The sequence below is a fragment of the Nonomuraea sp. CA-143628 genome (assembly GCF_050942315.1).
Classification (GTDB): Bacteria; Actinomycetota; Actinomycetes; order Streptosporangiales; family Streptosporangiaceae; genus Nonomuraea.
The window spans coordinates 8,479,353-8,491,692 of the sequence record NZ_CP192072.1 but is presented as its reverse complement, the minus strand read 5'-3'; the positions used below and the strand labels follow the sequence as shown (position 1 = coordinate 8,491,692).

General features: G+C 72.0%; 9 protein-coding genes. 5 read left to right on the top strand and 4 right to left on the bottom strand.

Features of this window, described 5'->3' with window-relative positions; translation table 11 throughout:
* Positions 1–13: 13 nt before the first annotated feature.
* The 3 genes from ACQP2T_RS38655 (at position 14) to coaE (ending at position 2,388) form a co-directional block, all read left to right on the top strand.
* Positions 14–1,183: an epoxide hydrolase family protein gene (locus tag ACQP2T_RS38655; protein ID WP_433509833.1), complete on the top strand. Its 1,170-nt coding sequence runs from the start codon at positions 14–16 to the stop codon at positions 1,181–1,183.
* 129 nt (positions 1,184–1,312) lie between these two features.
* Entirely contained in the window at positions 1,313–1,759 is a 447-nt protein-coding gene (locus ACQP2T_RS38650) for a GNAT family N-acetyltransferase (RefSeq protein ID WP_433509832.1), read from the top strand.
* Between the two features lie 26 nt (positions 1,760–1,785).
* Positions 1,786–2,388 carry a dephospho-CoA kinase gene (gene coaE, locus ACQP2T_RS38645; protein WP_433509831.1) on the top strand — a complete coding sequence of 201 codons (603 nt, stop codon included), beginning with the start codon at positions 1,786–1,788 and terminating at the stop codon, positions 2,386–2,388.
* An 83-nt stretch (positions 2,389–2,471) separates the two neighbouring features.
* Here coaE and ACQP2T_RS38640 read toward each other — a convergent pair whose 3' ends face one another.
* Positions 2,472–8,039 carry a TIR domain-containing protein gene (locus ACQP2T_RS38640; RefSeq protein WP_433509830.1) on the bottom strand — a complete coding sequence of 1,856 codons (5,568 nt, stop codon included), beginning with the start codon at positions 8,037–8,039 and terminating at the stop codon, positions 2,472–2,474.
* Positions 8,040–8,212: 173 nt separating this feature from the next.
* Here ACQP2T_RS38640 and ACQP2T_RS38635 point away from each other — a divergent pair, with 173 nt between their 5' ends.
* Positions 8,213–9,385: an SLC13 family permease gene (locus tag ACQP2T_RS38635; protein ID WP_433509829.1), complete on the top strand. Its 1,173-nt coding sequence runs from the start codon at positions 8,213–8,215 to the stop codon at positions 9,383–9,385.
* 31 nt (positions 9,386–9,416) lie between these two features.
* Entirely contained in the window at positions 9,417–9,860 is a 444-nt protein-coding gene (locus tag ACQP2T_RS38630; RefSeq protein ID WP_433509828.1) for a hypothetical protein, read from the top strand.
* Positions 9,861–9,907: 47 nt separating this feature from the next.
* Here ACQP2T_RS38630 and ACQP2T_RS38625 read toward each other — a convergent pair whose 3' ends face one another.
* Genes ACQP2T_RS38625 through ACQP2T_RS38615 form a run of 3 tightly spaced genes read right to left on the bottom strand, consistent with a single transcriptional unit; the run spans position 9,908 to position 12,292 of the window.
* Complete coding sequence (locus ACQP2T_RS38625; RefSeq protein ID WP_433509827.1) at positions 9,908–10,723, bottom strand: inositol monophosphatase family protein; 816 nt, start codon at positions 10,721–10,723, stop codon at positions 9,908–9,910.
* A 10-nt stretch (positions 10,724–10,733) separates the two neighbouring features.
* On the bottom strand, positions 10,734–11,351 hold the full coding sequence (locus ACQP2T_RS38620; protein WP_433509826.1) for a hypothetical protein: 618 nt from the start codon (positions 11,349–11,351) through the stop codon (positions 10,734–10,736).
* Entirely contained in the window at positions 11,348–12,292 is a 945-nt protein-coding gene (locus ACQP2T_RS38615; RefSeq protein ID WP_433509825.1) for a hypothetical protein, read from the bottom strand. Before ACQP2T_RS38615 ends, ACQP2T_RS38620 begins: the two co-directional genes overlap by 4 nt.
* Between the last annotated feature and the right edge of the window lie 48 nt (positions 12,293–12,340).

Below are 12,340 nucleotides of genomic sequence, written 5' to 3'. Positions count from 1 at the left end.
CTAGGCTTGCCGCATGATCGAACCCTTCCGCATCACCATTCCGCAAGCCGACCTCGACGACCTGAAGGACCGGCTCACCCGTACCCGCTGGCCGCGGACGCTGCCCGGTGGCGGCTGGAGCCGGGGCGTCCCGGTCGGCTACCTGCGTGAGCTGGCCGCGTACTGGGCCGACGGGTTCGACTGGCGGGCGCAGGAGGCCAAGCTCAACGCCTTCCCGCAGTTCACCACGGACATCGACGGGCAGCGCGTGCACTTCCTGCACGTCCGCTCGCCGGAGCCCGGCGCGCTGCCGCTGATCCTCACGCACAGCTGGCCGAACTCCGTCGCCGAGTTCCTGAACGTCATCGGCCCGCTCACCGACCCGCGCGCCCACGGCCTCGACCCGGCCACGGCCTTCCACGTGGTGGCCCCCTCGCTGCCCGGCTTCGGCTTCTCGCCGTTCCCCGAGCCCGCCGACGAGCGGCCCTGGAGCATCGTGCGGGTGGCGCGGACCTGGGCCGAGCTGATGGGACGGCTCGGGTACGAGCGGTACGGCGCCCACGGCAACGACGCCGGTGCCCTGGTCACCCCGCAGCTGGCGGCCATCGACAGCGATCATGTGATCGGCTCGCACATCACCGCCGGGCTCGGTATCCCCACCGGCGACCCGGCCGAGCTCGCCGACGCCACCGAGGAGGAGCTGGCCGAGCTCGCGGACCTGACCCAGCGGATCGCCGGGGGCAGCGGCTATGGGCCGTACCTCGCCAACCGGCCGCAGACGCTGAGCTTCGGCTTCACCGACTCGCCGGTGGCGCAGCTGGCCTACCTGGTGGAGCGGTTCAAGGGGTTCGACGGCTGGCCCGATGAGGAGGCCGCCGAGCCCATCGACCGTGACCTGGTGCTCACGAACGCGAGCCTCTACTGGCTGACCGCGACCGGCGGCTCGTCCTCGTGGACGTATTACGAGGGGGCGGCGGGCATGCCGATCAACCAGACCGCGGTGCCGAGCGGGGTGTCGCACGGCGGCTCTGCGCTGCTCCGGCGCATCGCCGAGCGCGGGAATCGGGTGGTCCACTGGGCGGGCGAGCACGGCGACAGCCACATGGTGGCGATGAACTCGCCGGAGCCGCTGGTGCGGAGCATCCGTACCTTCTTCGGAACCCTGGAGGGACGGCTGGAAGGAGCTCGGGAAGGGGCGCGGTAGCGGCTTCTTGAAGGGGCGTCAGGGGCGTGGGAAGGGGGTCTGGGCCGGGGGGCGTGCCGGAGGCGTGGGAGGGCGGTCTGGGCGGCATTCGGTAGGGGTGCTGGGGTGCGGCTGCAGTAAGGTGCTCGCGTGGAAATCGAGCGTGCGCTGCCGGACGACGCCGGTGAGATCCTCACCCTGCAGCGGGCCGCGTACGTCAGCGAGGCCCAGCTGTACGGCGACCCCTTCCTGCCGCCGCTCCTGGAGTCCGTGGAGCAGGTCCGCAAGGCCATCGAGACCGGCCTCGTGCTCAAGGCCACCGACGCCGGCCGGATCGTGGGAGCCGTTCGCGGCCAGCTGGCCGGCACCACCTGCCTGGTCGGCCGCCTGGTGGTGGCCCCCGACCGGCAGCGTCAGGGCCTGGGCCGGGCGCTGATACGGACGCTGCACGAGCGGATGCCGGAGGCGACGGCCTTCGACCTGTTCACCGGCCACCTGTCCGACGGCAACCTGCGCCTCTACCGCAGCCTGGGCTACCGCGAGACCCACAGGGAGCGCATGGACGACCATCTCACCATGGTCTACATGCGCCGCTGATTCCCGATCACGGCTAGGCTTTCCGCGTGCTGAAAATCGGCCTCACCGGCGGCATCGGATCGGGCAAGAGCGAGGTCTCCAAGCGCCTCGCGGCGCGGGGCGCCGTCGTGATCGACGCCGACAAGATCGCCCGCGAGGTGGTGGAGCCCGGCACCCCGGGCCTGGCCCGCGTCGTGGGCGTGTTCGGCGAGGAGGTGCTCCACCCTGACGGCTCACTCAACCGGGAGAAGCTGGGCGCCATCGTCTTCGCCGACCCCGACAAGCTGGCGACGCTCAACGGCATCGTGCATCCGCTGGTGGGGGAGCGGGTCGCCGATCTGCAGAGCCGGACGGCCGACGACGCGATCATGGTCTACGACGTGCCGCTGCTCGCGGAGAACCGGCTGGCGCCGATGTACGACGTGGTGATCGTCGTGGACGCGGCCGACGAGGTGCGCATCGCCCGCCTGGCCGAGCACCGCGGCATGCCGGAGCACGACGCCAAGGCCCGCATCGCGGCGCAGGCGACCCGCCAGGACCGGCTGGCCATCGCCGACATCGTCATCGACAACGAGGGCGACCTGGACGACCTGGAGGCCAGGGTCGCCCAGGTCTGGGATAACCTGCTGACCCGAGCCGGCCGCGGCTGACCGGCTTCCGGCTGACGGCCTCCCACCGGCCGGTAGGCGTAGTGCGGACAGGCTGACCGGTTCCGGTGGGCCGGGAGAAGCGCTCAGAACGGGGAGTCGAGCGGCACCTGACGGACACCGGGCAGATACGGGTCCAGCTCACCCAGCTCGAACCGTGACATCCCGATGACGTGCCAGAACTGTCCGGAAACCTCCCCCTGGATCTTGTACCTGCCGTCCGGGGACAGCGCCGCCCACCCCTCCGGCAGACCCAGCAGGGTGGCCCGCCGCTCCGTCCCCGCCCAGAGGATCACCACCCCGTCGTCCCCGGCACTGGCCAGCAGGTCCGCCGAGGGGCTGAACGCCACCGACCACACCCGCCGCGAGTGTCCCGCCAGCGTGTGCAGTGGCCGCCCCGTCGCGGTGTCCCAGACCCGCACCATGAGGTCGTCGCCGCCGGTCGCCAGCCGCTCGCCGGTGGCGTCGAACGCGACGCTCCACAGCCGCCCGGCGTGCTGGCTGAGCGTGTGCCGCAGGCGTGGCTGCCAGGGCTGGCCGGGACGCAGCTCCCAGACCATGGCGAGGCCGTCGTTGCCGGCGCTGGCCAGGTGCTTGCCCGAGGGCGAGAACACGACCGAGTAGACCCGGTCGGTATGGCCTTCCAAGGTAGCGATCCGGCCCCCGGACTCGACGTGCCAGATGCGTACAAGCCGGTCGTCGCAGCCCGTGGCCACGTAACGGCCGTCAGGGCTGAAGGCGATCGAGCGGACGCGGCCCCGGTGGTCGGCCAGGTTGCTCACCAGGCGGCTGGTCGGCCGATACCAGATCCGTACGCTGTCGTCGTCGTTGGCCGTGGCCAGCAGCGTGCCGTCGGGGCTGAACGCCTCGGCCCACACGTGGTCGGTCTCGGCGTTGAGCTCGCGCTCGTAGTCGCCGGTGACGGCGTTCCAGAAATGTACGCCGCCGTCGTTGCTGGAGGTGGCCAGGACCGGCCCGGCAGGTGAGAACAGGGCCGAGATGAGGCGGTCGGCGGTGCCGGCGACCTCGCGCAGGCGGCGGCCCGTGCGCGGCTCCCAGACGCGGACGACGCCGTCGTTGCCGCTGGTGGCCAGCATCGAGCCATCGGCGCTGAACCTGACCGAGGAGATCCGCCTGCCGTGGCCCCGCAGCACCCGCTGGCACTGGCCGCTGGCCGGATCCCAGAGGCGTACCGTCCCGTCGTTGCTGCTGGTGGCCAGCTGCTCGCCGTCGGGCCGGAACACGAACGGCCAGACCGAGCTGCGATGCCCGGTCAGCTCGACCCGCCGCCCGCCGCCCACCTCCTGCAGCCGGACGACGCCGTTGGAGTCGCCGCTGGCCAGCGTGCGGCCGTCGGGGGAGAAGACCACCTGGTAGACGGACCCGGTGTGGCTGGTGTGGACGCCGTGGGCCTGACCGGCCGGGTCCCACAGGCGTACGGTCCCGGCGGTGTCGCCGCTGGCCAGCAGGGAGCCGTCGGGCGTGAAGGTCAGGCAGTAGACGCTGCCGGAATGGCCCTTCAGCTCGTGCCGCAGGGCCCAGGAGGCCGCGTCCCACAGGCGTACCGTCCCCGCCTCGTCGCCCGTGGCCAGCAGCGACCCGTCCGGGCTGTGGATCGCACGGTAGACCGAGCCGCGGTGGCCGTCGAGCGTGCCCGTCACCTGTCCGGACGTCAGGTCCCAGAGGCGTACCACGCCCGCCGAGTCGCCGCTGACCAGCACCGAGTCGCCGAAGGACACCGTGTAGACGGGTGCCTGGTGGCCCGCGAGCTCGTGGACGAGCCGGCCGGTGGCGGTGTCCCAGACGCGGATGACGCCGTCGCCGCCGCCCGCCGCGACCAGCTCGCCCGACGGGCTGAGGCGTACCGGCCAGACGCCGTCGGCATGGCCGCGCAGCTCGCGCAGGTGCGCGCCGGTGAGGGCGTCCCAGAGCACGACCAGGCCGTCGCTCGCTCCCGTGGCCAGCAGACCCCCGGCGAACGAGACCGCGTACACGCGGCCCGCGTGCCCCTGCAGCGTCCGCACGGGCGCGCCGGCCACGCACAGCAGCACGCCGCCGTCCTCGTGGCCCACGGCGAGCGTGGACCCGTCGGGGGTGTACGCGATGGGCTCCGGCAGCCGGCTGGTCTGGAAGTGATAGCCGTACGGGACGCCGATCGCGGCGGGCGCGAGCTGGATCTCCACCGGCTGGCCCGGCACCACGGAGGCGCCCGGCAGGTCCGGCAGCGTGCCCGTCACGTTGATCAGCGTGGCCCGGTGCCACCGGGCACCCTCGGCGGAGACGTCGCTCAGGTCCGTGTGGGCCAGCCGCGCGCCCGACAGGTCGGCCCCGGTCAGATCGGCGCCCGCCAGCTTGGCGCCGTCGAGCCGGGCCCCGGCCAGCTTGGCGTCGCGCAGGACGGCTCGGGACAGGTTCGTGCCGACGAGTGTGGCGTCGGTCAGGTCGGCGCCGGTCAGGTCGACCTCCTGCAGGTCCCTGGCCGACAGGTCCTCGCCCTTGAGGTTCGCGCCCCGCAGGTCGGCCCTGGCGGGGGTGCGCAGCCGCGCCGAGATCTTGACCGCGTTCGCCCGGGACACGTCGTCGGCGGGCGGGTCGGCCACCCACGCCCGCAGCGCTCGTACGTCGGCCAGGTCGCACAGGAACTCGACGGTCAGCGCCGACAGCGGCCGGCGCGACAGCCCCACCGGCGCCTCGATCGTGGCGGCGATGTGCCGGGCGATCAGCCACTCCATGACCGAGGAGTGGATGAATCCGAACATGCCCTCCTCGGTGCGTACCAGCAGACTCCCCGAGCCCACCGCGTGGGCGGCGTGCTCGGCGGACAACTGCCCGCCGGCCAGGCCGGTCAGCGTCTCGGCGTACTCGGTCAGCTCGTCCATGCCCAGCAGCGACTCGCCCGAGTCCCACAGCCGCAGCGCGAGCCCCGTCACGACCTGCCACAGCTCGTCGGTGGTCAGGGGGGTCGGCGACCCCGGCACCCTGGCCCGCCGCTCCTCGAAGGCCAGCCACGAGCCGAGGATCTCCTCATACAGCAGCGCCGGGCTGATCGTGTGGCGGGCGCCGGCCACCGTACGCAGCCGGTCGGCGTCGAGGTCGGCGATGAAGCTCAGCATCCGCGGGTTCTGGGCCAGGTCGAGCAGGTCGGTGATGCTCTCCATCAGCGACATGCGCGCCGCCGCCGCGTCGCCGTCGTCGAAGCGGTTGGCCAGGTAGGCGCGGATCTGGTCGTGGGTGAAGTCCTCGACACTGAGCACCCGCCGCTGCGGCAGCACGCCGACCATCTCACCGAGCGAGGTGAGCACCTGCGAGTGCGACTTGAAGTGCTGGGTACGGCTGGCGACCACGATCTTCGCCTTGTCCTCGGCCGCGGCCAGTAACGTCGACAGGTGGTCGGCCGCCCGGTCATAGGTGAGCCGGGTGACGAGCTCGTCGAACCCGTCGAACAGCAGCACGATCCGCCCCTGCCGCAGCAGGTAACGGAACGCCTTGAGGTCGATGAACTCCTCCCCGTGGCTCGCCAGATGGGCGGCGACCAGCGCGTCCACGGAGTGCGCCTTGTCCAGCGCCCGCAGCTCGATCAGGATCGGCGTCAGGTGCGGCAGCTCGGCCGGGATGCGCCTGGCCAGCTCGCGCAGCGCGAACGTCTTGCCGTGGCCGAAGTCGCCCAGCAGCAGCAGGAACCGGCCGTGGTCGGCGGCCAGCAGCCGCATCAGCTCGTCGGTCAGGCCCTCTCTGACCTGGTGTCCGGGGCGGTCGAGCTCGCGGTAGCGCTGGGGGACGTACAGGCTGGGTGGGTAGCGGCGGTCGTTGGTCAGCCGGGCCGTCTGCTCGGCGACATAACCCGACAGGTCCAGCAGGCCCTGGAACTCGGTGAAGCTGCGCAGCCGCACGCCTCTGCGCATGAGTTCGTCACGCAGCGACCTGGCCGGGGGCGGCCCCTGGTAGACGAGCTCGGCGGCGAGATCGGCGGCGTGCGCCTGCCGGGCGAAATCATCGGCCTCGGCGGCGGTCAGCTCGCCCACGTGCGCGCCGATCATCGTCTGCCGGACGAACCCGTCCTCGGGATGGGTGACGACCAGGTGGGCGGTGAACCGGCGGATCCTGGCCCGCTCGTGCCGGGCCTCGCAGACCTCGGTGATCCGATCGAGCAGCAGGTCCACCGGGCCCGGCTCGCGCTCGACCGGCGCGGGCTCGGGGGCGCGGGCGGCCGACGCCTCCCCGGTGAAGGTGGCCTGGGCGGCCCGCCAGGTGTGGGAGACGCGCTCGGGACGGTCGGCGCCGGGCAGCCAGGTACGCAGGCCGCCGGCGGTGATCTCGACGACCTGATGGTGGCCGGAGCGCGGCGCGGCGACGGCGGCCTCACCGGCCTCCCCCGCGCCCTGGAAGAGCAGGTTGAGCCGCCGGGCGAGGATCCGGTCGTAGGTCGGCGCGTCGCGCAGGGCCGACGGCGGGTGCCCGATCGCGCCGAGCCGCAGCCAGGCGCTCTCCTCGTAGGGGCGCAGCCGCTCGGCGAACCAGGCGGCCTGCCCCTCGCCGAGCAGGGGATAGGCGTCGCGTTCGAGGTGGCTCATGGCCATCGTCGAGTTGAGCCCGGCGACGACCACCTTCAGGTCGGGCACCTCGAACAGCGTCCACGGCTGGCCGCCGTCGAACACCCGGTCGTCCAGACCTTGGTACACCTCGCCGAACAGGCCCGCGAAATGCCGCCACTTCGGCCAGTAGGGCGGCTGCGGGGAGACGTCGTCGGCCTCACAGGTGAGGAAGTAGGCGCTGGCCGCGGCCTTGGTGACATCGCGCGGGCCCGGCACGATCACCAGCCGGTGCGGCTCCAGGCCGACCAGCAGCCGCAGGTCGGTGATGAAGCGGGTCGCCTGCCCGAACTGCCCAAGACTGCCCGACTCGGTCAGGTCGCCGGTGACCACCATGAGATCGGGGCGCGGCATGCCCCGGTCGTACATCTCGGTGAGATCCGCCCAGATACGCGCCTGCATGTCCTCGGGCGTGAACGGCTCGCCCGGATCGGGCAGCGCCCGCCCGAACCGGGGGCCGCCGATGTGCAGCACAGTCAGCGACTCGCGGCCGTGGTCGGCGGTGGCCGACGGCGGGAACTTCGGCGCCGACACCGGGGTGCGCCGGGCCCGCGAGCGCTCACCCGGCGGCGGCAGGGTCGGCGCGGGCAGCGGCAGGCCCGCACCCGTCGGGAAGGCGGGCGCCGCCTCCGGCTTGGCCCGGCCCGACATGGCCTCCCTGACCCGGCCCAGCAGCAGCGCTCTGGCCTGGCCGGAATCGGTGATGCCGAGCAGGTCCACCCAGGTGATCGTGGACAGCAGCCCTTCCAGGCGTACGTCCTCGAGCCGGATCGTGATCAGCTTGTTGGACGGGTTGTCGGGGTCGGCGCGGAGCGCGGCCTGCCACTCCATGCGGCCGTAGCGCGAGCCCAGGTAGTTGCGCGAGAGCACGGCCACCACCACCTGCGCCTCGCTGACGCCGCGGTCCATGAAGTCGATGAAGTTCGTGCCGGGCACGAAGTCCCACGCCTGGATCATGGTCCGGTAGCCCGCCGCCTCCAGCTCCCAGGCGATCCAGGTCGCCCAAGCCGTGTCGGCGGGGGAGTAGCTGACGAAGATCTCTGTCGGCCTGCCGTCACGTGCCATTCCCTCAGTATCCCCTGTGGGACCGGCGATTGCAGGCGAGGGAGCGCCGTCGTCTGGAGGAGGAGCGGCGGGAGCGTAGCGACCAGAGCGACGGGGGAAGACGGCGGCATTGGGCGACCGAGCCCGCCGCACGGAGTGCGGCCAATAAGCACGGTTGTGCGATCATCGGCAGGGTGTGGCGACGTCTTGGTGTGCTCGACTGGATCAGGGTCGGGCTGCTCGGGCTCGGTCTCGTCTTCGTGGCGACCGGGCTGCTGCCGTGGCGCGAAGCCGTGGACAGCCTGGATGAGATCGGGCCGTTGCTCGTCTTCCTGGTGGGCATCATCGTGCTGGCGGAGCTGACCAAGGAGGCCCAGGTCTTCGACGCCATCGCGGCGCGGATGGCCGTGTTGGGGCGGGGCAACTACGTCGCGCTCTTCTTCCTGTGTACGGCCTTCGCCTCATTTATTACGATATTTCTGAATCTCGATACGACCGCGGTGCTGCTCACCCCGGTCATGCTGGCGCTGGCCCCCAGGGCGCGCATCGCCGCCCTGCCCCTGGCGATGACCACGATCTGGCTGGCCAATACCGCCAGCCTGCTGCTCCCGGTCTCCAATCTGACGAACCTGCTCGGCATCAACAAGATCGCGCTCGACACGCAGCAGTTCGCCGGACGGATGTGGGTGCCGCAGGTCGTCTCGATCGCCGTGACGATGGCCTTCCTGTGGGTCTTCTTCTGGCGCCGGGGCCAGCGTCGCGATCTGCGCTACACGCCGCCCCTGTTGGAGCCGGTCGCCGACCGCGTGCTGTTCGCCGCCGCGGCCGCGGGCTGCTTACTGTTCATCGGCGCGCTGCTGGTCAAGGTCCAGGTCGGCGTGGCCGCCTCGGTGGCGGCGCTGGTCGTCGTGGTGGCCTTCGTCGTACGCGACCGCGCCCGGCTGACCTGGAGCCTCATCCCCTGGCAGCTGCTGATCTTCGTGACGGGCCTGTTCCTGGTGGTGCCCACCCTCAGCCGCTACGGCCTGGCCGACCTGATGCGCTGGATGATCGGCGCCGAGGGCGACCCTTACCGGACGGCGGCGGTGGGTGCCGGGCTGTCCAACCTGATCAACAACCTGCCCGCGTTCCAGGCCATCGCCGAGGTCATCCCGTCGAGCGACCAGGACCGGCTGCTGGCCCTGCTGGTCGGCACCAACGTGGGGCCGGTCGTCACGCCGTGGGCGTCACTGGCGACGCTGCTCTGGTTCGAGTCGTGCCGCCGTCACGACGTGTCCGTCCCGATGCGCCGCTTCCTGGCCACCGGCACGGGGCTGGCGGCCGTCGGCCTGGTCGCCAGCGTGTGGGCCCTTGTCACGTTCGGCTGACCGCTCGTCAGGGTCGGGGACAATACGGTTCATGACTATCTACCGTTTGTTGGCATATTTCGGCCTTGCTGTGGCGCTCGCCGGTTGCGGCGCCCGGGAGCCCTCACCGGCCCAGCCCTCGACGCCGCCCTCCGCCGCCACCGCCGCGCCGCCCGCCGAGTCGCCCAGCGCCGCGCCGCCCGCCGCCGCGACGCGCACGATCAAGCTGGAGGTGCTGGGCAAGGGTAAGGTCATGCAGCCGATCATGTACATGGCCGACGAGGACGGCACGGAGAGCAACGCCACCCTGCCTTGGTCCCGGACCGCCACGATCGAGCTCACCGGCGCCGAGCAGCGCGTGGGCCGCCTGGTGTCCGTCGTGTCGGGTTCGGTCCAGGACGCGAGCGGTCAGCTCAAGCCGGCTCCCTGCCGCATCATCGTGGACGGGAAGAAGGTCGTCTCCGGCACGGGCCTGTGCAAGTACAAGGTCAAGTAGTGGGGCGAGGCGGACCCGTACAGCGGCGGGCCCGCGCCGGCACGAGGTCACATGGCGGCGCGGGCGCGGAGCACGTCGAGGAGGCCGGGCATGGCGCTCGGGTGGGTGGCGACGAAGCTGCGGTCGTCGGGTGTGCCGTCGATCCCCTCCTCGAACGGCCCGCCGTCCAGCGCCCGGATCTCGATGCCCGCCTCCCGCGCGAGCAGCGCGCCCGCGGGCAGGTCCACCGCCTCGGCCCGGTAGCCGACGATGCCGTCGATGTCGCCCCTGGCCAGCATCGCCCACGCCAGCAGCGGGGCCCACAGCTGCAGCATCCGCCGGGCGCTCAGCTCCAGGGCGTACTTGATGGCCCGTACGGTCGCGTCGCCCCTGGACACCGAGTAGCCCTGGGTCCACGCCAGCAACGGGCCGTGCGGCGAGGGGTTGTGCGGCGGCGCCAGGCGTACCCCGGCGGACGTGATCGCGCCGCGGCCGCGGATCGCCGACCAGGTCTGGGCCGAGACCGGGTCGTGCACCACGCCCAGCAGGGGACGTCCCGAGCGGCACAGGGCCAGGCCGACGACATAGGCGGGCAGGCCGATCACCACGTTGTTGGTGCCGTCGAGCGGGTCGATCAGCCACGTCCACTCGCCGTCGGCGGCGCCGAGCAGACCCGACTCCTCGGCGATGACGGAGTGCGCCGGGAAGGCGGTGAGGATGTGCTCGACCAGCAGTTTCTCCGAGGCCAGGTCGAGCTCGGTGACGACGTCACCCGAACCGCCCTTGGGCCGGGCGCCGAGCGCGCCGCGGGTGCCGGACACGAGTAGTTCGCCCGCGGCCTCGGCGGCGGTGACGGCGACCGCGCGAGCGTGATCCAGATCCATTCGGGGCCCCTCAACTCAGGTGGGCGGCTATCAGGCGGACGGCGAGCGCCGTCTCCTCGTCGTCGAGCGGTTGCCTGGACACGTGGTGGTCGCCGGTGCCGAGCGGGCCGAGCGACAGGTCGCGGCTGCCCGGCCGGCCGCGGCCGAGCGCGATCGTGGCCGCCTCGCCGCCCGCCGGCACGACGCTGCTGTGGAAGCGGCCGGCCGCCAGCGTGTAGGTGTCGCCGGGGCCGAACTCCTCCACCAGCCCCGCCTCCTGACGTACGGTCCGGCGGGTGGGCGTGATGCGGTCGCCGTCGGCGCCGCTGACCACCTCGAACACCCGGTGGGTCGGGTCGCGCACCGCGTCGGTGACCACCGCGTGCACGTTGCGCACCTGCCCGTAGAGCACATGGCTGAGCAGGTCCCAGCTGTGGCAGTGGATGCCCGACGTGGTGCTCTCCGCGTGCGCGAACCTGGCCGACCACAGATGGAGACATACCCCCTCGCCGCCGTCACGCTCCAGCGGCAGGCAGACGAAGCCGAGCGGGTGGCGTACGGCCCTGATGCCGGTGCCTGAGAGTGCCGCCAGCGCCCACGGCCGCGCCTGTCCCCGGGCGAGCTGCTGGTAGACACCGTCACGGCTCATACGTCGTACGGATTCCTGGCGCGCAGCGCCTTGCGGGCGATGTCGACGACGTCGCGGTCGTCGTAGGACCTGGGCAGCGGGATCGAGATCCGGGTGAACAGCTCCTGCACCTCCTCGACCGTGGGCTCGTCGCTCAACGGCACCTTCTTGTACATCTCCAGCGGCACCAGCCGGGCCTGCTCGAAGCTGAGCCGCAGCTCGGTGTCGCAGTTCTCGTAGTAGAAGGTGTCGGCCAGCGCGGTCATCGCCCGGTTGGGGTCCTCGACCGTCATGATCAGGCGGGTGGCCGACAGGTCCCAGCGGAAGGTCGTCATCGTGGAGGACAGGCCGATGCCGATGTCGAGCAGCCCGTAGCGCTGGCGGTGCCAGAAGGCGGCCAGGATCGTCGCGTACGACTCCTTCCTGACCCGGTCGACCGTCCAGGTCTCGCCGGTGCCGTCGGGCGCGTCGGACAGGGAGCGGCGGTAGTGGGCGTAGGTCTCGCACACCTCGACGTCGGCCGGGTCGATGATCTCGACCCTGACCGTGAGGTGGCGCTTGACCTTCCTGGCCGCCGCCACGCACTCGGGCAGCGTGATCGCGCGCAGGTAGGTGCCGGTGCCGCCCTTGAAGCTCCATCGCGTGGTGTCCTTGCGGGCGTCGGCGTGCGCCTGCGCGATCTCCTGCCTGCTGCCGAGCACCCTGACCAGCTGGAGAGCGTCGAGAGCCTGCCGCGTGCCGGTGACCAGGTCCTCGATCGCCTCGAGCCGGGCCAGCCGCACGGGCAGCTGGGCGAGCGCGCCGGAGGTGACGGTCTCCTCCAACGGCGCCTGACGCACCCGGTCGCGCAGCAGCGCGGTGGCCACCAGCGCCAGGATCACCAGGGTCGCCGCGCTGACCAGCTGATCCTGGACCTTGTCGCCTTCCTTGCCGAAGATGCCGTCCGGCATGATCCCGAGCACGCCGACTACAATGGCCAGACCGAGTGCGATCGCGCCGTCGGCGTTCTG

Coding starts and splice junctions, on each gene's coding strand:
- ACQP2T_RS38655 (WP_433509833.1), top strand. CDS start 14: ATGATCGAACCCTTCCGCATCACCATTCCGCAAGCCGACCTCGACGAC.
- ACQP2T_RS38640 (WP_433509830.1), bottom strand. CDS start 8,039: ATGGCACGTGACGGCAGGCCGACAGAGATCTTCGTCAGCTACTCCCCC.
- ACQP2T_RS38630 (WP_433509828.1), top strand. CDS start 9,417: ATGACTATCTACCGTTTGTTGGCATATTTCGGCCTTGCTGTGGCGCTC.
- ACQP2T_RS38625 (WP_433509827.1), bottom strand. CDS start 10,723: ATGGATCTGGATCACGCTCGCGCGGTCGCCGTCACCGCCGCCGAGGCC.
- ACQP2T_RS38620 (WP_433509826.1), bottom strand. CDS start 11,351: ATGAGCCGTGACGGTGTCTACCAGCAGCTCGCCCGGGGACAGGCGCGG.